At 46.7% G+C, this 22,144-nt stretch carries 21 protein-coding genes; 7 read left to right on the top strand and 14 right to left on the bottom strand.

Annotated elements, in window-relative coordinates:
• The first annotated feature begins 3 nt into the window (after window positions 1-3).
• Window positions 4-1,197, top strand: a complete 1,194-nt coding sequence (gene porV / locus ABZR88_RS01480) for a type IX secretion system outer membrane channel protein PorV (protein WP_107829157.1) — start codon at window positions 4-6, stop codon at window positions 1,195-1,197.
• On the top strand, window positions 1,197-1,679 hold the full coding sequence (gene ispF, locus ABZR88_RS01475; RefSeq protein WP_107829158.1) for a 2-C-methyl-D-erythritol 2,4-cyclodiphosphate synthase: 483 nt from the start codon (window positions 1,197-1,199) through the stop codon (window positions 1,677-1,679). Before porV ends, ispF begins: the two co-directional genes overlap by 1 nt.
• A gap of 140 nt (window positions 1,680-1,819) precedes the next feature.
• On the opposite strand, the gene ABZR88_RS01470 is transcribed toward ispF, so the two are convergent.
• Window positions 1,820-2,653: a T9SS type A sorting domain-containing protein gene (locus tag ABZR88_RS01470; protein WP_107829159.1), complete on the bottom strand. Its 834-nt coding sequence runs from the start codon at window positions 2,651-2,653 to the stop codon at window positions 1,820-1,822.
• Between the two features lie 144 nt (window positions 2,654-2,797).
• Here ABZR88_RS01470 and ABZR88_RS01465 point away from each other — a divergent pair, with 144 nt between their 5' ends.
• Both ABZR88_RS01465 and ABZR88_RS01460 read left to right on the top strand, forming a co-directional pair.
• Entirely contained in the window at window positions 2,798-4,594 is a 1,797-nt protein-coding gene (locus ABZR88_RS01465; RefSeq protein ID WP_107829160.1) for a sensor histidine kinase KdpD, read from the top strand.
• Between the two features lie 5 nt (window positions 4,595-4,599).
• On the top strand, window positions 4,600-5,295 hold the full coding sequence (locus tag ABZR88_RS01460) for a response regulator transcription factor (protein WP_211309830.1): 696 nt from the start codon (window positions 4,600-4,602) through the stop codon (window positions 5,293-5,295).
• Window positions 5,296-5,387: 92 nt separating this feature from the next.
• On the opposite strand, the gene ABZR88_RS01455 is transcribed toward ABZR88_RS01460, so the two are convergent.
• Genes ABZR88_RS01455 through ABZR88_RS01435 form a run of 5 tightly spaced genes read right to left on the bottom strand, consistent with a single transcriptional unit; the run spans window position 5,388 to window position 9,779 of the window.
• Window positions 5,388-5,738, bottom strand: coding sequence for a VOC family protein (locus ABZR88_RS01455; protein ID WP_107829162.1), 351 nt, complete (start codon window positions 5,736-5,738; stop codon window positions 5,388-5,390).
• A gap of 48 nt (window positions 5,739-5,786) precedes the next feature.
• A complete protein-coding gene (locus ABZR88_RS01450; protein WP_107829163.1) occupies window positions 5,787-6,011 on the bottom strand; it encodes a hypothetical protein in 225 nt (74 codons plus the stop codon).
• Between the two features lie 23 nt (window positions 6,012-6,034).
• Window positions 6,035-7,831 (bottom strand): DUF885 family protein, encoded by a 1,797-nt coding sequence (locus ABZR88_RS01445; RefSeq protein WP_107829164.1) that lies wholly within the window; start codon window positions 7,829-7,831, stop codon window positions 6,035-6,037.
• Between the two features lie 45 nt (window positions 7,832-7,876).
• Entirely contained in the window at window positions 7,877-9,217 is a 1,341-nt protein-coding gene (locus ABZR88_RS01440; protein WP_107829165.1) for an energy transducer TonB, read from the bottom strand.
• The gene (locus ABZR88_RS01435; RefSeq protein WP_107829166.1) at window positions 9,210-9,779 is read right to left on the bottom strand and encodes an RNA polymerase sigma factor; all 570 of its coding nucleotides are present in this window, start codon (window positions 9,777-9,779) and stop codon (window positions 9,210-9,212) included. The genes ABZR88_RS01440 and ABZR88_RS01435 overlap by 8 nt, the downstream gene beginning before the upstream one ends.
• Before the next feature lie 246 nt (window positions 9,780-10,025).
• On the opposite strand from ABZR88_RS01435, the gene ABZR88_RS01430 reads away from it, so the two are divergent.
• On the top strand, window positions 10,026-12,170 hold the full coding sequence (locus ABZR88_RS01430) for a von Willebrand factor type A domain-containing protein (protein ID WP_170113627.1): 2,145 nt from the start codon (window positions 10,026-10,028) through the stop codon (window positions 12,168-12,170).
• Between the two features lie 134 nt (window positions 12,171-12,304).
• Here ABZR88_RS01430 and ABZR88_RS01425 read toward each other — a convergent pair whose 3' ends face one another.
• The 5 genes from ABZR88_RS01425 to pdhA all read right to left on the bottom strand — a co-directional run bounded on the left by ABZR88_RS01425 (window position 12,305) and on the right by pdhA (window position 18,696).
• Window positions 12,305-13,006, bottom strand: a complete 702-nt coding sequence (locus tag ABZR88_RS01425; RefSeq protein WP_107829168.1) for a uracil-DNA glycosylase family protein — start codon at window positions 13,004-13,006, stop codon at window positions 12,305-12,307.
• 211 nt (window positions 13,007-13,217) lie between these two features.
• A complete protein-coding gene (locus ABZR88_RS01420) occupies window positions 13,218-15,215 on the bottom strand; it encodes a TonB-dependent siderophore receptor (RefSeq protein ID WP_107829169.1) in 1,998 nt (665 codons plus the stop codon).
• A 78-nt stretch (window positions 15,216-15,293) separates the two neighbouring features.
• A complete protein-coding gene (locus ABZR88_RS01415; protein WP_107829170.1) occupies window positions 15,294-15,659 on the bottom strand; it encodes a winged helix-turn-helix domain-containing protein in 366 nt (121 codons plus the stop codon).
• A gap of 352 nt (window positions 15,660-16,011) precedes the next feature.
• Window positions 16,012-17,652, bottom strand: a complete 1,641-nt coding sequence (locus ABZR88_RS01410; RefSeq protein ID WP_107829172.1) for a pyruvate dehydrogenase complex dihydrolipoamide acetyltransferase — start codon at window positions 17,650-17,652, stop codon at window positions 16,012-16,014.
• A gap of 48 nt (window positions 17,653-17,700) precedes the next feature.
• The gene (pdhA, locus tag ABZR88_RS01405) at window positions 17,701-18,696 is read right to left on the bottom strand and encodes a pyruvate dehydrogenase (acetyl-transferring) E1 component subunit alpha (RefSeq protein WP_107829173.1); all 996 of its coding nucleotides are present in this window, start codon (window positions 18,694-18,696) and stop codon (window positions 17,701-17,703) included.
• A gap of 457 nt (window positions 18,697-19,153) precedes the next feature.
• Here pdhA and ABZR88_RS01400 point away from each other — a divergent pair, with 457 nt between their 5' ends.
• A complete protein-coding gene (locus tag ABZR88_RS01400) occupies window positions 19,154-19,735 on the top strand; it encodes a C40 family peptidase (protein WP_107829174.1) in 582 nt (193 codons plus the stop codon).
• Window positions 19,736-19,786: 51 nt separating this feature from the next.
• Window positions 19,787-20,953, top strand: coding sequence for a CapA family protein (locus ABZR88_RS01395; protein WP_107829175.1), 1,167 nt, complete (start codon window positions 19,787-19,789; stop codon window positions 20,951-20,953).
• Between the two features lie 466 nt (window positions 20,954-21,419).
• On the opposite strand, the gene ABZR88_RS01390 is transcribed toward ABZR88_RS01395, so the two are convergent.
• The 3 genes from ABZR88_RS01390 to ABZR88_RS01380 are packed head-to-tail and all read right to left on the bottom strand — an operon-like array spanning window position 21,420 to window position 21,977.
• Window positions 21,420-21,566 carry a hypothetical protein gene (locus tag ABZR88_RS01390; protein WP_170113628.1) on the bottom strand — a complete coding sequence of 49 codons (147 nt, stop codon included), beginning with the start codon at window positions 21,564-21,566 and terminating at the stop codon, window positions 21,420-21,422.
• 47 nt (window positions 21,567-21,613) lie between these two features.
• On the bottom strand, window positions 21,614-21,763 hold the full coding sequence (locus tag ABZR88_RS01385; RefSeq protein WP_170113629.1) for a hypothetical protein: 150 nt from the start codon (window positions 21,761-21,763) through the stop codon (window positions 21,614-21,616).
• 25 nt (window positions 21,764-21,788) lie between these two features.
• A complete protein-coding gene (locus tag ABZR88_RS01380; RefSeq protein WP_107829176.1) occupies window positions 21,789-21,977 on the bottom strand; it encodes a hypothetical protein in 189 nt (62 codons plus the stop codon).
• Window positions 21,978-22,144 lie beyond the last annotated feature (167 nt).

Raw genomic sequence — 22,144 nt, 5'->3', positions numbered from 1 at the left:
TTGATGATGAAGCTTACCTCCCCTAAATTAATACCTATTGCACTTTTTTCGCTCCTATTTTCGGTAACGGCGAAGGCTCAGGTTATTGGTCCAGGCGGTACCAATACCAATGGCTCAGCCTCATCAAACGCGGTAATTACGGGCGTACCCTTTCTTACTATTTCTCCAGATTCACGTTCAGGTGCTATGGGCGATGCCGGTGTGGCGCTCTCGCCTGATGTAAACGCCAATTACTGGAATCCGGCTAAGCTTACTTTTATGGACAGTACCGCAAATGCACTGTCATTATCATACAGCCCGTGGCTGCGTCAGCTGGTACCAGACGTAAGTTTGGCTTACCTGAGCTATGCCCATAAATTAGACGACCGAAACACCATCGGCGCCTCATTACGTTATTTTAATTTGGGACAGATTGACCTGGTTGATGGCAACCAGAACACCCTGGGCACTTATCGCCCTAATGAGTTCTCGTTAGATGTATCGCTATCGCGCAAATTCGGGCCTGATTTTTCATTGGGTTTAACCGGCCGGTATATTCACTCCAACCTGTCAAACGGCGCCTTTGTGGGCGGCCAGCAAACCAAGGCAGCCAATGCACTTGCAGCCGATATATCTGCGTATTACCGCAACCCTACCCAACAGTTTGGCACGGATGCCTTGTTTGCCTTCGGTGTTGACATCTCTAACATCGGCACCAAAATTAGCTATGCTAATGGCGGCGTTACCTACTTTTTGCCAACCAACCTAAAAATTGGCGCAGCAAACACTTGGTATTTTGATGCTTATAACGAGTTTACATTAACCTTCGATATCAATAAATTACTGGTACCTACTCCTCCTACCCGAGACGCACAGGGCAATATCATCGCTGGTAAAAATGATGATGTATCGGTTCCGGCCGGTATCTTCCAATCATTTAGCGATGCGCCGGGCGGTTTCCATGAGGAGTTACAAGAGGTCAGCTTCTCGCCGGGTGTTGAGTACATGTATAACAAACAGTTTGCGCTGCGTGCCGGCTATTTTTATGAAAATCCCAATAAGGGCGACCGTCAATATCTGACCATGGGGGCCGGCTTCCGTTACGATATTTATGGCATTGATTTGTCATACCTGTTGGCCAGCCAGCAAAAAAGTCCGCTGGCAAATACGCTGCGTTTCACACTTACCGCTAACTTTGGCAGCGTTAAGAAAAAATAATGTCAAAGATCAGAGTAGGATTTGGATTTGATGTTCATCAACTGAAAGATGGGCATCCCTTTATTATGGGTGGCGTAAAGCTGGAGCATACCTCCGGCGCCTATGGCCACTCAGACGCCGATGTTTTATTGCACGCCATTTGCGATGCCCTGCTGGGCGCCGCTAACCTGCGCGACATTGGCTATCACTTCAGCAACAAAGACGAGCGCTGGCGCGGTATCAGCAGTCTGATTCTGCTGCAACACGTAGTTGAGCTGCTAAAAGAAAAAAACTGGCAGATAGGCAACATAGACGCCATGATTTGCCTGGAAGCACCTAAAATTAACCCGCACATACCGGCCATGAAAGTGCATATTGCCCAGGCCGCCGGCATCAGCGAGGAAGATATTTCTATCAAAGCTACCACCAACGAACAAATGGGCTTTATTGGCCGTGAAGAAGGCGTGGTGGCTTATGCGGTTTGTCTGATTGAGCGGGATTGAGAATGATTTCAGATTTCGGATTTCGAATGTTCAATTTCGGATTTATATAACGTAAAAAGCCTGTCTACTTCTTTAGTACAGACTAGACGTTTTTTCCATTCATAACTCCGAAATCGAACATTCGAAATCCTAAATCAAAACTACTCTTTCACCACCCGTTTCACCGCCACTTTACCACCCTGTTTTACCACCAGGTAATAATAACCGTTTGTTGGCATCATAAAGCTTTTGGTAAAGCTGCTGTTAGCTTTAGCAGTCCACAAGGGTTTACCTTCGTCATTGGTGAATGTCACCTCTGCCGGGGCTTTTTCAGTCAGACTAAAATTCAGGAGTGTTTTGCCGCTCGTAAACTCGGGTGTAAGGGTCAAATCATCTAATTCCAGATCGTTTTTCTCCGTTTTGGCAATACGTTTGGTGTCTTCGGGGTTGGCTCTGCCTACGCGGAAGCTGATGCTGGTATAAACACCGTTCTTATCGGTATTACTAAAATTAAACTCCTGTACATCCAGACGGTTGCGACGAGGTGATCTGCGATCATTCATCTCCGATCCGCCCGGCGTACGCATTTCCCACCGCGGGGCCCCGAAGTTCTGCATATCGGGCATCATGCGGCGCATCATCTCCGGCAGGCGTCCGCTTCTATCAGTCAACATAGTACCATTTGTGTCTATTTTAAACTGATAATTCTGCGCACTATCCCCTCTAAAGCCGAATGCGTTGTCGCGCCCGCTTCTACGCCAATGCGGCCTGCTGTTATCCTGATCAAATACCCCCAGCGCTTCCTTACGTTCTTCGGGCGATAGGTCTTTCAACTTTTTGCCGTTCACCGTGGTATCACCATTCTGGATAATAATGCTCATCTTTTTGTTGTACTTACCCTGTCCGCACACCACTGCAGGCAGCACAAAAATGGCCATGATGCTCAGCGCAAAAATCAGCTCAAAGCCTGGCTTTAATGTTATCAACTTCTTCATCACCAAAACAAATTAAGGTTCAATGCTGCAAAATTAATAAACCATTAAACACCAATTTGTTAAATTGGGGCTTAGCAATTGTTAAAAAGTGTTAAAGACCCAACACTATGGGCATATTTAAAATATTTTTGTTTTTACTAACAAATGAAGAAAAGGAGCATCACACTAATTATTGGCCTGATGGGGAGCGCACTGCTGGGGGTATTGGCCATGCAATTATATTTCCTGGTGCAAACTTACCAGCTGCAGTCAAGGCAGTTTGACAGCACCGTGTATGAGGCGCTGGATAACGTGGTATCTAAAGTTGCCAAGCAAGATGCCATCAACTTTATCAATGCCCGTACGCGCATGCCGCAAGCCCGCATTAAAAGCGCCGAGCTGCGCAGTACCGTAACCTTTGTTAATGACACCGGGCATAACAGCCCGCAGCGCAACCGTCGCCGGCGTTTTGTACGCGATAGCTTGAAAAACGAGAGCAAACGCCTTTCCGCCGAGCTGGCCTACCCTGACCAACAGGGAACTTTCAGCATCCGCTGGCGTTATGAAACTTATACCGATGAGTATGGCTACACCCATCAGCAACGTCTGCCAGAGTTTGAGATCACTCCGCTTACGGGCGATGCCCTGAAACAGCACAAATTACACCGCTACGATACCCTGCACTACGATTACATAGACGCGCAACTGGGCCGTCAGGTAGTGAACGTAATTCAGGAGAACCCTTTCTGGAAGGCAGAGCAAGTGCACCGCCAAAAAGTACGTCAGCTGCGTAATATCAAAAAAATACTGGCGCAAGACTCGTTGCAAACGATGAAAGAAGGCAACAGCAGCAGCCGGAGCATGTTTGCCAATATTGCCGATGAGTACCGCAAAATGGACGAGCCGCTGCGCACCCGTCTGGACCCGATGCTGATTGACTCTTTACTGCGCTTTGAGTTGCAGAACAAGGGCATTACCCTGCCGTTTAGTTATGAGGTAACTAATGCCAATAATGATTCGCTCATTTTCTCTAATGCGTCAAACGTTGAGGCAAATACTAAACCAAAGTTTATCAATGCCGATTTTCATAAACCCATCTTTACCAAAGATGTAATTAATGACCCGGGGATGCTGCGCATTAAGTTCCCCGAGAAAAACTCGCTTATCCTCAGCAATATGGCTTTTGGCATGGCTACTTCCGGGGGGCTGTTGCTGATCTTGATTTTCTGCTTCGGTTTCACTATCTTCTCTATCCTGAGGCAAAAGAAGATCTCTGAAATGAAGACCGACTTCATCAACAACATGACCCACGAGTTTAAAACTCCGGTATCAACCATTATGATAGCCAGCGAGGCGCTCAAGGATGAAGACATTGCATCAGACAAAACCCGCATTGCCCGCCTGGCCAACGTAATTTATGAGGAAAACGCACGCCTTGGAAGCCATATTGAGCGCGTGCTGAACATCGCCCGCATAGAAAAAAACGACTTCAGGCTGGATATTAAACCGGTTGATGTGAACGAAATGATCACCGCCGTGGTTGACAGTATGTCGCTCAAATTGCAAAAATATGGCGCGCAAACCACCATGCACCTCGATGCCATGGACGCGCTGATTGAAGCTGACGAACTGCACTTTAGCAACGTAATTTATAACTTGATTGATAACGCCATTAAATACAGTCGCAACGCGCCTGAAATCACCATTAACACCTTTAACACCAAGGGCCAGCTGGTAATTGTGGTGGCCGATAAAGGCATAGGCATGAGCAGAGAGCACCAGGCCCGTATATTTGAACAGTTTTACCGTGTACCTACCGGCAACCTGCACGACGTAAAAGGCTTTGGTTTGGGCCTGAGCTACGTGAACACCATTATTAAGCGACTGGACGGCGATATTAGCGTACGGTCTGAAAAAGAAAAAGGCTCGGAATTTGAACTTCGTTTTCCGCTGGCATCATAAAATACATGAAAAAAATACTACTAGTTGAGGACGACCCAAACCTGGGTATGCTGTTACAGGACTATCTGCAGCTAAAAGGTAAATTTGACGTGGTGCTGTGTAAAGACGGCGAGGAGGGTTTACGCGAGTTTACCAAGCAAAGCTTCGACCTGTTGATTCTGGACGTAATGATGCCAAAAAAAGACGGCTTTACATTGGGTAAAGAGATCAGAAAGATGGATACCGGGGTACCCATTATTTTTGCTACCGCCAAAGGCATGATTGAAGATAAAACACAGGCTTTTACCCTGGGTGGCGATGATTATATTACCAAACCCTTCCGCATTGAAGAGTTGTTGCTGCGCATTAACGCCCTGCTGAAACGCGTTGCCGCAGGCGCCGACAAAAAGGAGGAAGTAAAGCAACAACAATTTAGAGTGGGCAAGTACGATTTTGACTTTACCACCCAGATCATCACTCACGGCGATCAGCAGCAGAAATTATCTACTAAAGAGGCCGAACTGCTGCGCCTGCTCTGCCTGCGCCAAAACGAAGTGCTCACCCGCGAGGAAGCCCTGCTGAACATCTGGCATGACGACAACTACTTTAACGGCCGCAGCATGGACGTTTTTCTGAGCAAGATTCGCAAATACCTGCGCGATGACCCTAGCGTAGAGATCATCAATGTGCATGGTAAAGGATATAAGTTGCTGGTGAATTAACACCGTAGAGCCACATATTTGTGGCTCACACATGCGAGGTCTGAATATCTTAATGGAGCCACAAATATGTGGCTCTACGTTTTTTGGAACGCTTACTCTCCCGTGCTCTCTCCAAAATGAATAATATTCCCGTTGTTATCCAGAACGCTGAATTGCAGCATTTTCCAGGGCTTTAATTCCAGCTTACCATTGGGATGAATGATATTATGCGCCTGATACTCGCCATATAACGTGCGCACATCGCTTACATAAATATAACAGCCGGTGTTTTTGGGGATCTCCGGGTTATCCGTGAGCCAGAGATGAATGCCAACATCATTGCGGTTAAAGATGAGATAACCATCCCAGTTGGCTTGCAAGTTAAACCCCAATTTCTGGGTGTAATAGCTAATGGTCTCGGCAGTATTCAGCGAGGCCAGAATAGGTACAGCAGTTTTTAACATAATTAGGGGGCTTTGGATAAGTAAGTTATAAAGATCATATCAAAAAACCTAATGCTTACTTTCATACCGGTTTTTAACGGTTGTACTAATAAACGTGCTTAACCCGCGGCCGCTTGCTGCCAGCTCTTTCATCTGCCTGATGTTAGCTGCGCCTGCGCTGGCATTAGTATAGGTATAATCGGTACCATCAATAAAGCGTACCGTTATCCATCCGCTGCCGGCCTCAAAAGCCACCACGCCTGAATTACCCGCCTTGTTGCCGTAAGGTATCATACCTTACTGACACCAATACCGGCTTATTGTTTGGCCTGCGCATCGGCCCAGGCATTGATCTTGCGCTCAAACACGCTCATTGGCATGGCACCATCTTTCAGCACCTGGTTATGAAATTCGGCTAAATTGAACTTAGCGCCTAATTTCTGCTGACAGCGATTGCGCAGTTCTCTGATCTTCAACGCACCAATTTTGTAGGCCAGCGCCTGCCCCGGGATAGCCATGTAACGCTCAATCTCGGCAGTAGCGCCCTGCTCGCTGATAGACTGGTTGTCCATCATGTATTTAATGGCTTCTTCGCGTGTCATGTTTTTAGTGTGCAAACCAACATCCACCACCAGGCGGATGGCACGATGCATCTCATCACCAAGCGCACCAATATGCTGGTATGGGTTCTCATATAAACCCAGCTCTTTACCTAATGACTCGCAGTACAATGCCCAGCCTTCTACGTAGGCCGTCTCGCCGGTATCAAAGCGACGGAATTTAGGCAACGATGTGTTTTCCTGCGTCAAAGAGATCTGGTAATGATGACCCGGAATAGCCTCATGCAAAAACAACGATTGCATGCCCGAGGTGATATTGAATTTACGCGCATCCAGTATCGGTACATAAAAAATCCCCGGGCGCTTGCCATCTGCACTGCCCGGCATATACTCTGCACTGGCAGATGCGGCGCGGAAGGCCTCGGTCTGTCTGATCTCAAACGGTGTTTTGGGCACATGGTTAAACATCTTCTTCAGGTTTGGCTCCATCCGTTTGTGGATCTGCTCAAAGGCGTTCAACACCTGTTCAGGCTTTGTGAACGGCATAAACCGAGGATCGTCTTTGAGCGATTTAAAAAATGCTTGCAGATCGCCCTTAAACAGCAGCATACTTTTGATGCTATCCATCTGGGTACGTATACGGGCTACTTCTTTAAGGCCGAGGTTATAGATCTCATCAGGTGTTTTATCGGTAGTGGTTTGCTGTTTTACGAGGTATTGATACATGGCTGCACCATTTGGCAAAGCCGACAAGCCCGACGTGGTGCGCGCGTGCGGCAGGTAATCGTTTTGCAGGTAATCTGCCAGTTTTTTATAAGTGGGCACCAGCTGCTGCATAATCATTGATTTATAAGCGACAATCAATTGCTCTTTCTGTGCCGGACTAAAGGTTTTTGGCAAGCTATCAATCGGCCCATAAAACAAACTTTTCTCTGGCGATGTAACCACCATGGCCTGCATTTGTGGAATCATTTTAACCACCAGCGCCTTCGGTAGCACTACCCCCGCTTTGATTCCTTTGTTAAAATTGGCAATGGCGGTATCGGCCCAAACGGTAAACGCCTGCACACGCTTTTCCCAGCGCAGGTAATCGCCGGGCGTTTTAAATGGCTGCGCATTAGTGCCCGATCCCAGTTGGCCCATAGTTAATGGCAACGCAGAAAACTGGCTAAACGGCATGTATTCAAAATGGTATTGAAAACCATCCAGCGCCAGCTGAGCCTCGTAGGTAAAAATATCGTAGGATAGCTTATCGTTCTCGTCCAGATCATCGCGTTTAAACGCTTTTACCTTGGCCAGGTAGGTGCTATACAGATCATGCGACTGTTTCAAGAAAGCCTGCGAACCATCATTAGGCAGCAAATCATTATAAGTGGTATCGCCGGCAAAGGTTGATTCCAGCGGAAACAACTCCATACGGTCGTTGTAATAATCGTCCAGTACTTTGGCAAAATCAGCATTACCGGTAGTGATTTCGGTAGATTGATGCCCAGAAGGCTGCTTACATGCTGCCATGCCTATGACAACAGCCAATATCAAAAACGCTTTTTTCATTGCAGGTAAATGTTAGATAAGTTTGGGTAGCGCAAAAGTTTATTGCTATTTTTTATTAAAATGAATTCTCAGTCTAATTGTTTTGGCTTTTCCGCTGGCATCAGGCTGCCATGCAGGGCCGTTCTTCACCAGTTCAATAGCCATTTGGTCGGCCGATGCGTTTAGGCTTTTTAAAATCTTGAAATTATCCAAACCGCCGTTGCTATTAACAGTAAAGGAGATACGTACAGCGCCGGTTTGACCGTTGGGCGCAATAGCCAATTTTTTAAGATAGCTGTTATAGTTATCCCAACCCGTTTTAGGGTGAGCGCTGTTATCCGGCTCTTCAGATTTTACGCCGCCATAACCTACTACCACTACTTCTGCTAAACTATTATTGCTGGCTTCCAGGGCAACCCGAAGGCTATCTTTAGCCTTTACATGTTTCTGGGCATAGCCAATGTAACTGATATCGAGTGTTTGGCCGTCTTTGGCCGGTAGGGTAAATCGTCCTTCCACATCCGTAACGGCAGATATCCTGGTGATGGCGTTGGTAACACTAACACCCGGCAGCGGCACACCTAGTTCGTCATAAACCCGCCCATTCACTCTAAATTCGGGTGTAACTGTTTTTACACCTTCCACACTGCCGGGTACTGCCGTGTTAACGGCTGTATTGATATTCTTTTTAGGTTGATTGCGACCGGGCACCACCACCTCTTTCAACATCAGGGCAGCAGTATCAGCCCGGTGTGCCTGTGTATAGCTATTCTGGATGGTTGCCTGATTGACATATCCATAGCTACTTTTCGCCTCCTTCTTGAAAAGACTATTTTCACCAGGGCCTGCTTTATCTTCTGCCAGCGGGCTACCTGCTGGCGTCTGTTCATCTGACGGCTGAACCATCTCTTGCTGAGCCTCCTCTTGCCCAGCCGGTACCGGCGCTTGCACCGCAGCTTTTACGGTAGCCTGCCGGTAAGTTTGTGTGGGCACTGGCGTAGCTGCCACTAACTCCTGATGATTTACCACCGGCGGAATAACGGTATCTACCTTCACCTGTGGATGATCAATCTGCGCAGCAAAACGTTTTTCTGCCGGCATTTTTTCCGGACTGTTATGTGGCCATAACAGATAGCCAATAGTAATGGCCACCAGTAGCGAAGCTGCTGCGCCAATATAAGGCCACAACGGGCGCACCTTTTTCTTTTCCGTACGCGCCTGTAACCGGTTTTCCAGATCGGCCAGGTTAGCGTGCTGATCTTTACCCGATTGTTCAAAGCCTTCTATCGCCTCCATCAAAAAAGGATCGTCCTGTGCCTGGCGTTCCAGTTGGTGCATGGCGCGGGTATCAAGCTCTCCTTCCAGATACTTCCTGATTTGCGATATGTCTGCTTTTTTATTACTCACGGTTCTTTTCCAGGCAAATTTTCAGGTTGCGCTTCCCGTTTTGTATATAACTCTTCACCTCATTCATGCTGTAGCCGGTTTGTTCGGCTACTTCTTTATAGCATCGCTCCTCATAATAAAACAGGCTGATGCTTTGCTTCTGGGCGGCGGGCAGTTTTTGCATGCAACGCTCCAGCGCCTTCATGGTTGCCTCACTGTCTCCATCTTCATGATGCAAAACAAGGGCATTTTCCATAACATCATCTAAATTAACCATTTCCGCCTTTTTTGTTTTGCGCAGTTCCATCAAGCAAAAGTTGCGGGTAAGCACGTAAAGCCAGCTTCTAAACTGTTTTACCTCGTGCCGGGCAGCTTTGTTTACCAGCTCCTCAAATATCTGCATCACGGCATCTTTACACAGCTCTTCGTCCTTCAGATACTTTAAACAAACGCCATAAACCAGTCCCATATACGGTTTATACAACCGGCCCAGCACGGCCACATCGCCGGTTTCCCGGTAGTTGGCCAGCAGTTGCTGATCGGCAGCATCATCGTTATAGGCAGACGGTTTGAACGGATTCATTTATCGGCATCAAAATAATTTTTTTTAATGGCTTATGGAAATGCCTTGCGCACTGCATCTTTTAAACGATGAAGACAATGGCGCTGGCAATAAAGTCGACTTTTTTCGGCGCAGCGTCTAATTAAAAGGGCGGTTCATCTCTATTTCAATATGGGCGCACAATAACGCGCTAACTTGGTGGTATGACATGTCTTTTTATTCACCAATTAATTAATGGTAAGCATATTACCCCTAAAACTTATGAAAATGAAAACAACAACACTTTTGCTTTTCATGTTGCTGGCCGCCGCGACCGGACAGGCACAAAATAAACCTACAGCCATTGGAATACCTTATACACTAACGCAAACCATCAGCGGCAAGGTGGTAGACGAATCAGGAAAAGCGCTTCCTGGCGTTACCATAAAATTTGTTTCGGTAAAAGATACTATTGTCCAGGCCACTGATGCGGCGGGGACATTCGCCTTTAAAAACATTAAGCCATCACCCTTTACCCTGTCTTTCAGCTATGTTGGTTTTATTAAGCAAGTTAAAAGCTATCCGGCCCAACTAACAACAAAGGAAATTAAACTGGGGTCAATTATTCTACAGCCCAGCAATGCCGATCTTAAGGAAGTAGTGGTCAAAGTAGATACCGACCAATATAATGCCAGTCCTTACCATGTAAACGCCGACCCGGCTGCTGTTGATGAATTACTAAAGAAACTGAAAGGCATGGAGGTTGGTGCCGACGGAACGGTAACCCACCAGGGGCAGCAGGTAACCAAAGTACGGCTTAATGGCAAAGCATATACTGGGGGCAATACGCAACAAAGCACAACAAACCTGCCCGCAACGGTAATTGAAAAAGCTCAGATAATTGACACTTATGGCGACCAGGCATCAAGAACTGGCGTTAAGGGATATACGCAGATACAAATACGCGGCGCGGCACCAGGTACAGAATCATACGCCCCGATAGTAGAGAACAAGTTTATAAATCCGCTGGAAAGTCCGCTGTCTACCTTCTCGGTTGATGTAGATGCCGCTTCTTACAGCAACATGCGCCGCTTTATTCAGGGCGGGCAACTGCCTCCAAAAGATGCCATCCGCATTGAGGAAATGATTAACTATTTTAAGTATCAATATAACGAGCCGAAAGCGGGGGAACCCGTGACCATCCAGACTGATCTGGCCATCGCACCATGGAACCCTAAACATCAGCTGCTGCGCATCGGGCTGAAAGCGCGCACCATCCCAGCAGAAAGTCTGCCGGCATCAAACCTGGTGTTTTTGATTGATGTTTCAGGGTCAATGAATATGCCTAACAAACTACCGCTGGTAAAAACCTCTATGAAGATGCTGGTTGATCAGCTGCGCAAAAAAGATCGTGTAGCCATTGTGGTATACGCAGGCAATGCCGGACTGGTACTTCCCGCAACATCAGGCGATGAGAAAGCTAAAATTGACGAGGCAATTGACAACCTGCAGGCCGGTGGCTCTACCGCAGGCGGCGAAGGTATTATACTGGCCTACAAAATTGCCCGCGAAAACTTTATGAAAGGCGGCAACAACCGCATCGTAATGGCTACCGATGGTGATTTTAATGTAGGCGCTTCCAGCGATAAAAGCATGGAAGAACTGATTACCGAAGAACGCGAAAGCAAGGTTGACCTTTCAATCATGGGCTTTGGCATGGGCAACTATAAAGACAGCAAAATGGAAACTCTGGCCGATAAGGGCAACGGTAACTACGCTTATATCGACAACCTTACCGAGGCCCACAAAGCACTGGTAAACGAGTTTGGCGGCACCATGTTCACCGTGGCTAAAGATGTGAAACTGCAGATTGAGTTTAACCCGGCCAAAGTACAGGCCTACCGATTGATTGGCTACGAAAACCGCCTGATGGCCAAAGAAGATTTTAATAACGACAAAAAAGACGCCGGCGATATGGGCTCTGGGCACACCGTTACGGCTTTCTATGAAATTGTACCGGCCGGTATTAAGGATGATTATGCGGGCAGCGTTGATCCGCTGAAATACCAGAAAAACGAAACGAAGCCGGTAAAATCAACATCGAATGAACTGGTGACTGTAAAATTCCGCTACAAACAGCCTGGTGGCGATGTAAGCAAACTGAGTCAGGCCGTAGTAATGAACAAGCCTGAAACATTCGACAAGCTTTCTGTCGATTTCCGTTTTGCTGCTGCCGTGGCAGAGGTAGGCATGCTGCTGCGCAACTCTGAGTTTAAAGACAAAGCCAGTTTTAACCAGGCCATCGGCATTGCCCGTGCCGCACGCGGTGATGATCAAGAAGGCTATCGCGCCGAGTTTGTGCGCCTGGCAGAAACCGCCGGGGCTATGATGCATAGTGAGTTGGCGACCTCACCCCAACCCCTCTCCAGATGAGAGGGACTTAAATAAGCGATCCCATCACGTCATTGCTTCGTTCCACGCAATGACGTGAGAAAATACATCAAAACCTTCAAACCTAAAACTTATCCAACAAAAACAAAGAAGCGCCCGCGAGGGGCGCTTTTCTGTTATACGGAGTGGAATGCTTCGAGGTATTTATCAATGTATTTCTGCTTGCTTTTGCTCTTATATTGCATAATAAACCGCGGATGCTCCAGAGGCACCATTTTGCCAAAAAAGTTATACTGCTGGTTCAGCTTGTTTAAAAACTCGTAATTTTTGCCGGTGCCAAAGCAAAAGCACACATCGGTATAAACACCCATGGCAATTTGCTTTTGGATGTTCTCTATAATGGCTGGCCGCACGGCATCAATCAGCGCTTTGCTATCGTAGTAGTTATAGTTTACCTCTTTGCCATTCTTCATTTGCACAAAGCCCAGTGGGAAAGCCGAATTGATGTGGATCTTTTTATAAAAGGCTTCTGGTCCGCCAAAGGCGTTGATCATCTCATAAATAAACACCGACGATGGCTCGTGAGCGTCAGGAATATTGAAATGCAGATCGCACTCGGTTCTTAACCGTTTTGGATCGGTAAACGGAATGCCCGTTAGCCCCGCCCCAAATCTGCCCGGGTTAATACCCAGGATAAGGTGCCGGCGCTCTTCATCATTATAATATTTCTGGTAAAATGCCCTGCCAATAGCCCGCACTGTTTCAGCCTGCGACATATCTCCCGCAAACGGATTCATAATACCGATACCCGGCGGCAGTGCCAGGCCGGTGTACGTGAGGTGTTCGTTAAAATTGATGATCTTTTGGGCGAAGGTCATATCACAAATATAATACCCTATTGTCATTTCGACGAACCGACGGGACTGCTATAGGGTGAGGAAAAATCTTATACAATTGACATACCATATAGGAAAGCACGGGGGATAAGATTTCTCCCGTTGGTCGAAATGACAGCAGGAAAAAAATCGAAACAAAAAAAGAGCGACAGGCATCGCCCATCACTCCTTATTTCACAACAGCCGATACTGTTTAGTAGTTAAAAATGATATTGGCAAAATAATTACGACCTACCTCCGGGTAACCCTCAGTTAACTGGTAATTGCGATCAAAGATGTTGTTTACGCCTGCCTCTACCGAGAAGCCTTTTTGCAGCACCAAATGCGCTTTGGCATTGGTCAAATAAAAACCGCCTACGGTGGTACCGTAGCTAGTGCTGTAGCGAGATGAATTATATTCTTCCGACGCCAACACATACAGTTTGTTTAAAGGATGGTATTCTGCCGAGGCAAAAACTTTGTCTTTCGGCACATCGGTAAAATATACGGTTGGGCTGCTCAGGTTGTTACGTACCAGATGGGTATAGTTAGCATCTAAGCGCAATTGTTTGATTGGCTGATAGCCGATGCCTGCTTCGGCGCCGTAATACTCGGCCTTGCCTACGTTTTGCACCTGTGCAAGATTGGTGTTAGTGGTAGCATCAAAGAAAACGTTGTTTACCGTTTGGATGCTGTTATTGATTTTGCTGTAGAAGCCTGATACCTCATAGAAAACTTTTCCATTGGCGGAACCATGATAGGTCAGATCATAATTCAGGGCGTCTTCTGCTTTCAGATCGGGGTTAGGGATAGCTGTGCCTAATTTATAGGAGTAGCGGTCTTTTATGGTAGCGAACCTGGTTTTACGCGCTACCGAAAAGCTGATGGCGTTGGTGGCATCGAGATCATACTGCACCAAACCTTGCAGGTTCCAGGCATTGTTGCTGCCTGACGGTTGATCAAAAACGGTTTTGGTAGAGCTGTTGTAACTCTGTGCACCGTCGTTACTGCGGCGCATAAAGCTTACGCCTGCGTTAACTTTCAACGCCGGGGTTAGGTGATAGGTATCTTCGGCACCAACAGTATAGTTGTTGTCGGCATCACGCAGGGTGGGCTGACTAATATTGTGCTCGTGGTGCACATCTTCTTTATAATGCGCAGCTATGCTGAAATTGTTTTTTTTGATAGATGTATTCTCAAATACCAGACTGGCACCCAGCGTGTAATCGTTATAAATGCTCTGGAAAGCATAAGGCTTGCTAATGGTGGTATAGGTTACATCATCATAGCTATCAGTCTCGTTATCAAACTTGTTGTAATACCAGCGTGTGCTGAGTTTATTGTTGCTGCCAAACTTGTTATTGCTCAAAAAGTATAAGCTTTGGGTATTCCAGAACGGCCATTTCCAATAGCGCGGACTTTTAAATAGCGAGTTCAGCGGGTCAGAACCTGCATAAACCGGGGTTCCTTTTTGACCGTGCTGGTAGCTGTAGCCAACCGCATATTCCTGCGTGCTGTCGGGCGTAAAGCCAACTTTGCCGCTCACGCCAACATCGTTACGGTAAGAGTTATCGCGATGGCCGCCGTCTTCATTCTTAACCGGTGTGAAACTGCCCGACATAGGGTACCAGTTCTGCTTCAACTGCGATGCCGATACCTGGTAGTAAAACTTACCCAGCTTAGAGCCGATGTTGGTATTTAAGCGATAGCCGCCGCTTAGCCAGCCGGCAACGGCATTGGCCTCAAATGCGTTGACTGGTCTGCGGGTAATCAGGTTGATGGCACCGCCCTCGGCATTTGGACCATATAATACAGACGAGTAGCCTTTGGCTACCTGAATTTCGGACAGGTTAAAAGTGGTGTAGCGGGCCAGATCTACGTAACCGTCATACGGTACGTAAAGCGGCATACCATCCAGGTAAACGGGAACCTGGCGCAGGTCAAAACCGCGAACGTTAACGGCCGATTCATTACGTTGGCCTACGGCCGAAAGCGTAACGCCCGGCAACAGGTTAAGCGCATGCGACACATCCAGGCGGTTAAATTTGCTGATGGCCGCGGCGTCAAGATGGTTGCTTTTCAGGGTATCGCGGTGGCCTTTAATGGTGACTTCACCGAGGGAAAAAATGTGCTTGCTGGTGTCTGGTTGCTGTGCACGGGCAAAGCCTGCCGACAAGAGGATTGCGACGAATGTTGTACAGGTTGATTTCATAAAAGTGTTAAAGCGTTATTCACGGTTGTGAATAACGAAAGTCGAGAAAAAAGTGCAGAAAACATTAATTGTTTTGCATTATTTTTCTACTGATGTTGTCAGATTGGCAATTAGCTCCTGAGTATGAGCATCCAAAAACGCATGAAACTGCTGGTGGAAATCGCGAAAGATTTTCATAACGGCGAGTCCTTTAGGAGTAATTTCGGCGTAACCACCGCCCTTACCGCCGCGATGCGACACCACTATTGGCTCACCAAATTGGGTGTTCAGATGAGCCACTATTTGCCAGGCCTGCCGGTATGACATTTGCATTTGCATGGCTGCCTGCCGTATAGAACCCGTTTGCTGGATACGCTCCAGCAGCTCTACCCTACCCGGCCCCAGCAAGCGCTCGGTGCCATTTTCGATCCAAAGCTTTCCGTTATATTTAAATGATGGCGGCATAACGCAAAATAGCAATAAAATGTGAGTAGCCGGATGGTGGCGAGTTAAAAGAACATACTGCCCCGAGAAGTCTTCTATAGCTTTAATTCAAAAGCCGTTATTGTCATTGCGAGGAACAGCAAGGGCTGTGCGCATGGGTGACGAAGCAATCTCGTCGCTCGTGTACCATGCGACGAGATTGCTTCGCGCTCAAGCCCCTCACAAACCAGCTCGCAATGACAAATTCTTTATAATAGCATCCTGTCAATCCTTAAAATCCTATAAATCCCGGTTCAATAAAAACAAAAAAGAGCGAGGGGAAAACCCATCGCTCTTATATCTTGATTCTAAATTCTTGAATCTCTTGAAAGAATTACACCAGTAAACGCACCGGCTCTTCCAGCAGTTGTTTCAGTGTTTGCAGGAAGGCAGCAGCCAGGGCGCCGTCAACCACGCGGTGGTCTGAGCTCAGGGTAACTTTCATAACGTTACCTGGTACTACAGCACCATTTTTAACAACCGGAACTTGTTGGATACCGCTAACCGCCAGGATACAGGCGTTAGGAGTGTTAATGATAGCTGTAAACTCATCTACACCAAACATACCCAGGTTAGAGATGGTAAAGGTAGAACCTTCCATTTCTGCTGGTTGCAGTTTTTTGTTTTTGGCTTTACCGGCAAAGTCTTTCACCTCTACAGAGATGTGGCTCAGTGATTTGCCATCGGCAAATTTGATAACCGGTACCAGCAGGCCTTCGTCAACCGCTACGGCAACGCCAACGTGTACGTGCTCGTTAGTGCGGATCTTATCGCCCAGGAATGATGAGTTGATGGCAGGGTGTTGTCTCAAAGCAACGGCACAGGCTTTAACCACCAGGTCGTTAAATGAAATTTTAACCGGCGCATACTCGTTCATTTTGTTACGTGCAGCAATAGCCGAATCCATATCGATAGACATGGTTACGTAGAAATGCGGCGCAGTGAACAAGCTTTCAGACAGACGACGGCTTATAGCCTTACGCATCTGTGTAACCGGACGCTCGCTGAATTTCTCCTCGCCGGTAAAGGTTGGCAGGGTGATCGCTTTTTCTGCTTTAGCAGGAGCGCCGGCAGCAGGTGCAGCAGCAGCGGCCTGTGCAGGAGCAGCAGCAGACGGTTTGTAATCTTCAATATCTTTCTTCACAATGCGGCCGCCTTCGGCAGAGCCTTTAACATCGTTCAGATTGATACCTTTATCTTTAGCCATTTTGCGGGCCAGCGGAGAAGCTTTTACACGGCTGTCATCATCAGATGAGGCGGCAGCTTCCTGGGCAGCCGGAGCAGCGGCAGGTGCCTCAGCTTTCTGTTCAGCGGCGGCAGGTGCAGGTGCATCGTTACCAGCTTGCAACAGCGGGGTAACATCGGTACCGGCTTTACCAACAATGGCAATAATATCGTTTACTTTAGCGGCTTCGCCTTCTTTAACACCAATGTACAGCAGGGTGCCGGCCTCATAACCTACCACTTCCATGGTAGCTTTATCGGTAGCAACGTCTGCCAGTGAGTCGTCAGATTTAACAGTATCACCCACTTTGAAGTTCCATTTTTCAATGGTACCCTCGGTCATGGTATCGCTCAGCAATGGCATGCGGATAACCGTAGCCGGGATGCTTGAGGTATCTACTTTTGGTGCAGCAGGAGCAGCGTTAGCTTGTGCGGCAGGTGCAGCTTCTTTCTTTTCTTCGGCAGCAGGGGCGCCAGAACTAGCCGCATCTAAAGCAGCTTTATAATCTTCGCCTGCTTTACCAATAACAGCAATTACGCTGTCAACAGGAGCAGCGCCACCTTCTTGAACACCAATGTACAGCAATACGCCGTCATTGTATGATTCGAGGTCCATAGTGGCTTTATCGGTTTCTACCTCGGCCAGCACATCACCCGATTTTACCTGGTCGCCAACTTTTTTATGCCATTTAGCAAACACACCTTCGGTCATGGTGTCGCTCATTTTAGGCATTTTAACTACTTCAGCCATATATTATTTGATGGAGTTGTTTTTACTTGATTGATGAATGAAATGGGACTAGTCGCGAATGTACGGATAATCTTTCTGTACGTACACATCGGTATAAAGTTCAGAAGCTTCCGGCCATGGAGACTCTTCAGCAAATTTAACTGACTCGTCTACAATCGCTTTAATTTTAGCATCCATCTCATCAAACCAAGCCTCATCAGCATATTTCTCTTTCAGGATGGTTTGTTTTACCGCCTCAAGAGGATCTTTTGCTTTGTAGCTTTCCAGCTCTTCTTTGGTACGGTATTTCTGAGGGTCAGACATAGAGTGACCTTTGTAACGGTAAGTACGCATTTCCAGGAAGGTTGGACCTTCGCCGGCACGTGCGCGCTGAGCGGCTTCGTCCATAGCGTTGTGAACAGCTACCGGATCCATACCATCAACCGGTGAAGATGGGATACCATAAGGTAAACCTAATTTATAGATATCGGTTTGTACAGTGGTACGCTCTACTGAAGTACCCATTGCATAACCATTGTTCTCGCAAACAAAAATTACCGGCAGTTTCCACAGCGCAGCCATGTTAAACGTTTCGGTAAGCGCACCCTGACGTACGGCACCGTCGCCCATGTAGGCTACAGATAAGTTGTCGGTACCTTTATATTTTTCGGCGAAAGCGATACCGGCACCCAGTGGAACCTGACCGCCAACAATACCGTGACCACCGTAGAAATGGTTTTCTTTATCAAACATGTGCATTGATCCGCCTTTACCTTTAGAGCAACCGGTAGCTTTACCATACAACTCGGCCATAACAGCATTAGGTGTGGTACCTTTTGCCAGGGCGTGGGCATGATCGCGGTAAGCGGTAATCATAGCGTCTTCATGTCTTAATACAGACATAGCGCCAGCCAAAACGGCTTCCTGTCCAATGTACAGGTGGCAAAAACCTCTGATCTTCTGTTGTCCGTATAGTTGTCCTGATTTTTCTTCGAACCTGCGCATTAGCAGCATTGACTCATACCACATCAGGTAGGTATCTTTTGTAATAGCGATTGAACCCATTTGTTAAACGATCAATTTTCTTTTTTGAGTAGAAAGCGCAAATCTAAATATATCCGGCAAAAAATCGAAACGCAATTGATTTGTTATAAAAGATTACCCTTTACTGATAACTTTACTCAACAACAGGCTTTTTGCCAATTCAATTCATAACAAAATAAGATTTGGCAGACTATGCATGCATATTAATTTAGTGTTGTATTGGTGTTAGCTTACCTAATTTTCTTTGAAAAGGATTTTTTGTCAGATTTTTTTTATAGCGATAAAAACAGTCAACAATCTTTCTTTTCAAGAAACTTTATTGACACATGTTTAAAACTATTTAATGTTAAGGTAACGTTAAAAATACCTTTCCACATTTGGTAGTATCAAAAATTTGTATAGTTTTGTCGGCACAATAGAAACAGGCGTCTAATTAAGTAAACACCCTGGAGGATTAACCCGAAAAGACTAAGGATTAATGAGGAAAACTGCTCTTACTATTGCACTATTTATCAGTGTTTTATTCGCCCAGGCTCAAACAAAGAGCGTGCCAGTTCAGACAGCCGACAAACCAGGCGACGAGCAGGAAAGTTTAGCAAAAGATTATCTTTCACAAATAATGGGTGTAGCCGTTAACGCTACCTCAAATGTAAAGCTGTTCCAATTTGTTTACGATTGGATTGGCACCCCTTACCGTTTTGGCGGTTCATCAAGAAAAGGTATTGATTGCTCTGCCTTCACCAAAGAACTTTACGAGAAAGTATTTAACCTGGATATCAAACGTAACTCACGCGATATCTTCAGCATGGTTGATCCGGTTTCTAAAGACGACCTGCGTCAAGGCGATCTGGTTTTCTTCAAGATTCACAGCCGCAGCATCTCTCACGTTGGTATTTATTTAGGTAATGGCCGTTTTGCTCATGCATCGTCAAGAGGTGTGGCCATCAGCAATATTAATGATGCTTACTATAGCCGTTACTTTTATAAAGGTGGCCGCATGCTGGCCTCATTGAAAGAGGAACTGACGACGGAAAGCTCGGATGACAAGGATAACAACTAAATCACAAAACATAAACAGATCCTTCCGAAATTCGGAGGGATTTTTTTTGCAATGAACTTTCGTTTATTATCAGCTACCCTCCTGGCGCTTTGCTCGCTTTCGGCCTGCTTTTTCGAGCCCGAGGTTAGCAACACACCTACTGCCGGAGATCATACCCATAAATTGCCGCAGGCCAAAGATACTGCCCAAACAGCAGTAGCCTCTAATCCGGCGGATACCCTGGTCATTGCTGCCGTTGGCGATATTATGCTGGGCACCGCCTACCCTACCGATGCCACTTTGCCGCCAGACAGCGCCCGCCACAGTTTTGCCGCCATTGCCGACGAGCTGCGTAGCGCCGATGTAACCATGGGCAACCTGGAAGGCGTAATGAGCGACAGCGTACCACCTGCACATTACAAACTACATCAGCGCAGTACGGCTTACCTGTTCAGGATGCCGCCATCTTATAGAAAAGTACTGAAAGATGCGGGGTTTGATGTGCTGAGCATGGCCAACAACCATGTAAGCGATTTTGATGAAGCCGGTCGCAAAAACACCATGCGCAACCTGGATAGCGCCGGCTTAAATTATGGTGGGTTACTGGCCCACCCCACTTCCGTGTTCACCATTAACGGCGTGCGCTATGGTTTCTGTGCATTTGCGCCTAATGCCAATGTACTGCCTTTATTAAATCTACCGAACGCTGCCAATGTGATCGGCAACCTGAAGAAACAGTGCGATATCGTGATCGTCTCCTTTCACGGCGGCGGCGAGGGTGTTGATTACGAGCATGTACCCCGCCAGATGGAAAGTTATATTGGCGAAAAACGGGGCGACGTATACGCCTTTGCCCACAACGCCATTGATGCCGGCGCGGATATGGTTTTTGGCAACGGCCCGCACGTATGCAGGGCCATGGAGGTTTACAAGGGACGGATGATAGCTTATAGTCTGGGCAATTTTTGCACTTACCGCAGCGTGAGTGTGGCCGGAGTGTGCGGGCTGGCTCCTCTACTCAAAATAAAAGTGAATCGCAAAGGCGAATTTCTTAACGGACGTATCATCGCCCTCCAGCAAACCCATGCTAATGGCTTGGTGCGCGATACGGCCAACAAAGTCATCGCCCGCATTAAATATCTTACGCAGACTGATTTCCCAGAATCGGTGCTGAATATTACGGACGATGGCAGTATTAGCCTGATGCCAGCTCCTGAACTGGCGGAGGAAAAGCAGTAAAGTTATATACCACCGAGCTAACGATAACTTTGTCATTGCAATGACCAAGTCCACAACCTTCACTCTAAACCCGATAGTAGCGGAAAGCCCGCAGCAAGGCGAGGACTTGTAGTGGATAGCGGGGCAGGCCGAACCGAAGAACTACTATCAGTTCGTTTTCAAAGAAATAAATTGTTGTACCGATATAGATACTTACGAAGTTTTAAAAACTTCGTAAGCATGAAAGCCTCCGTGCTTTTTGTGTTTAATTGTGGATCGCTTCGAAAAGATCCCTCTTTCGCTCCCGCGCACAAACCCATCACACGCTCATCGGGATGACAGCAGGAATAGGTATCCTGTAAATCCTAAAAACGGCGAAGCTCTCTCCAAAAAATCCTGGTTAAAAAAAAATAGCGCCCTTTTTATAAAAGGCGCTACCGTTTTCATAGGTAATGTAGAAAGAATTTGATAGGTAGATGTATATGGATCAGGCGGCCGATAGATGCTGACCTGCCTTACGTGTGCTGGTTTGTTTTGCCCGATAAGCTTTCAGGTCTTCGGTTAAGACCTGAAGTAATAGCGTATCAAAGCGGGCAACTAATTTGCTTGGTGCAGCTTTTCTGTTGGTTTTCATAAGCGTAGGTAGTTTTGTTTTTTGGTAGTAGATAGATGTAGGATCGCTTATGCTGCACTTAGCTGATTGTTTATTTTTCCTTTAATGCCATTAATGATGTTTTGGGCTTTAGTAGCTTTAAGATCATTAAGCAAGATCTTTTTCAGTTCTTTATCAAAGCGTTCAATTAGTTTATTTACTGATTGGTTGGTTTTCATAAGTGGTAATTTTTTTGGTTGAACGTTAATTCTTTTTCTCTTTATCAATATGGTCAGTTTCGGTTAAATTGTCTTTGCGGCGCTTGGCCTCTTTATACTGCCGCTCCAGCTGCTCCTTGTCGCGGGCATCGGCTGGCTTCTCGGGGTTGGCTGGGTTTTCCCATTCTTGTTCCCCTTCTTTGTGTTGCGGCGGTATGTTTTTAATGACAACCATTTTGCTGACGTTTGACTGACATACTCCCAATACAGTGCCAAAAATTGCCGCAGCGTTAAAAAATGTATCTAAAACTAGTGGTGGTTAACAAAAAAGCCCCATTACAGGGGCTTTAAGTATATATTTTAAAACAATAGTTATATTGAAAGGTATACACAGTGGTGTTT

This window comes from Mucilaginibacter yixingensis, assembly GCF_041080815.1.
In the GTDB taxonomy this organism is placed as follows: Bacteria; Bacteroidota; Bacteroidia; order Sphingobacteriales; family Sphingobacteriaceae; genus Mucilaginibacter; species Mucilaginibacter yixingensis.
The sequence above is the reverse complement of the archived record's forward strand: the minus strand, read 5'-3'. Positions and strand labels throughout refer to the sequence as shown.

Excerpts from the sequence above, each read along its gene's own strand:
- porV (WP_107829157.1), top strand. The coding sequence starts at position 4 with ATGATGAAGCTTACCTCCCCTAAATTAATACCTATTGCACTTTTTTCG.
- ispF (WP_107829158.1), top strand. The coding sequence starts at position 1,197 with ATGTCAAAGATCAGAGTAGGATTTGGATTTGATGTTCATCAACTGAAA.
- ABZR88_RS01470 (WP_107829159.1), bottom strand. The coding sequence starts at position 2,653 with ATGAAGAAGTTGATAACATTAAAGCCAGGCTTTGAGCTGATTTTTGCG.
- ABZR88_RS01465 (WP_107829160.1), top strand. The coding sequence starts at position 2,798 with ATGAAGAAAAGGAGCATCACACTAATTATTGGCCTGATGGGGAGCGCA.
- ABZR88_RS01460 (WP_211309830.1), top strand. The coding sequence starts at position 4,600 with ATGAAAAAAATACTACTAGTTGAGGACGACCCAAACCTGGGTATGCTG.
- ABZR88_RS01455 (WP_107829162.1), bottom strand. The coding sequence starts at position 5,738 with ATGTTAAAAACTGCTGTACCTATTCTGGCCTCGCTGAATACTGCCGAG.
- ABZR88_RS01450 (WP_107829163.1), bottom strand. The coding sequence starts at position 6,011 with ATGATACCTTACGGCAACAAGGCGGGTAATTCAGGCGTGGTGGCTTTT.
- ABZR88_RS01445 (WP_107829164.1), bottom strand. The coding sequence starts at position 7,831 with ATGAAAAAAGCGTTTTTGATATTGGCTGTTGTCATAGGCATGGCAGCA.
- ABZR88_RS01435 (WP_107829166.1), bottom strand. The coding sequence starts at position 9,779 with ATGAATCCGTTCAAACCGTCTGCCTATAACGATGATGCTGCCGATCAG.
- ABZR88_RS01430 (WP_170113627.1), top strand. The coding sequence starts at position 10,026 with ATGAAAACAACAACACTTTTGCTTTTCATGTTGCTGGCCGCCGCGACC.
- ABZR88_RS01425 (WP_107829168.1), bottom strand. The coding sequence starts at position 13,006 with ATGACCTTCGCCCAAAAGATCATCAATTTTAACGAACACCTCACGTAC.
- ABZR88_RS01420 (WP_107829169.1), bottom strand. The coding sequence starts at position 15,215 with ATGAAATCAACCTGTACAACATTCGTCGCAATCCTCTTGTCGGCAGGC.
- ABZR88_RS01415 (WP_107829170.1), bottom strand. The coding sequence starts at position 15,659 with ATGCCGCCATCATTTAAATATAACGGAAAGCTTTGGATCGAAAATGGC.
- ABZR88_RS01410 (WP_107829172.1), bottom strand. The coding sequence starts at position 17,652 with ATGGCTGAAGTAGTTAAAATGCCTAAAATGAGCGACACCATGACCGAA.
- pdhA (WP_107829173.1), bottom strand. The coding sequence starts at position 18,696 with ATGGGTTCAATCGCTATTACAAAAGATACCTACCTGATGTGGTATGAG.
- ABZR88_RS01400 (WP_107829174.1), top strand. The coding sequence starts at position 19,154 with ATGAGGAAAACTGCTCTTACTATTGCACTATTTATCAGTGTTTTATTC.
- ABZR88_RS01395 (WP_107829175.1), top strand. The coding sequence starts at position 19,787 with ATGAACTTTCGTTTATTATCAGCTACCCTCCTGGCGCTTTGCTCGCTT.
- ABZR88_RS01390 (WP_170113628.1), bottom strand. The coding sequence starts at position 21,566 with ATGAAAACCAACAGAAAAGCTGCACCAAGCAAATTAGTTGCCCGCTTT.
- ABZR88_RS01385 (WP_170113629.1), bottom strand. The coding sequence starts at position 21,763 with ATGAAAACCAACCAATCAGTAAATAAACTAATTGAACGCTTTGATAAA.
- ABZR88_RS01380 (WP_107829176.1), bottom strand. The coding sequence starts at position 21,977 with ATGGTTGTCATTAAAAACATACCGCCGCAACACAAAGAAGGGGAACAA.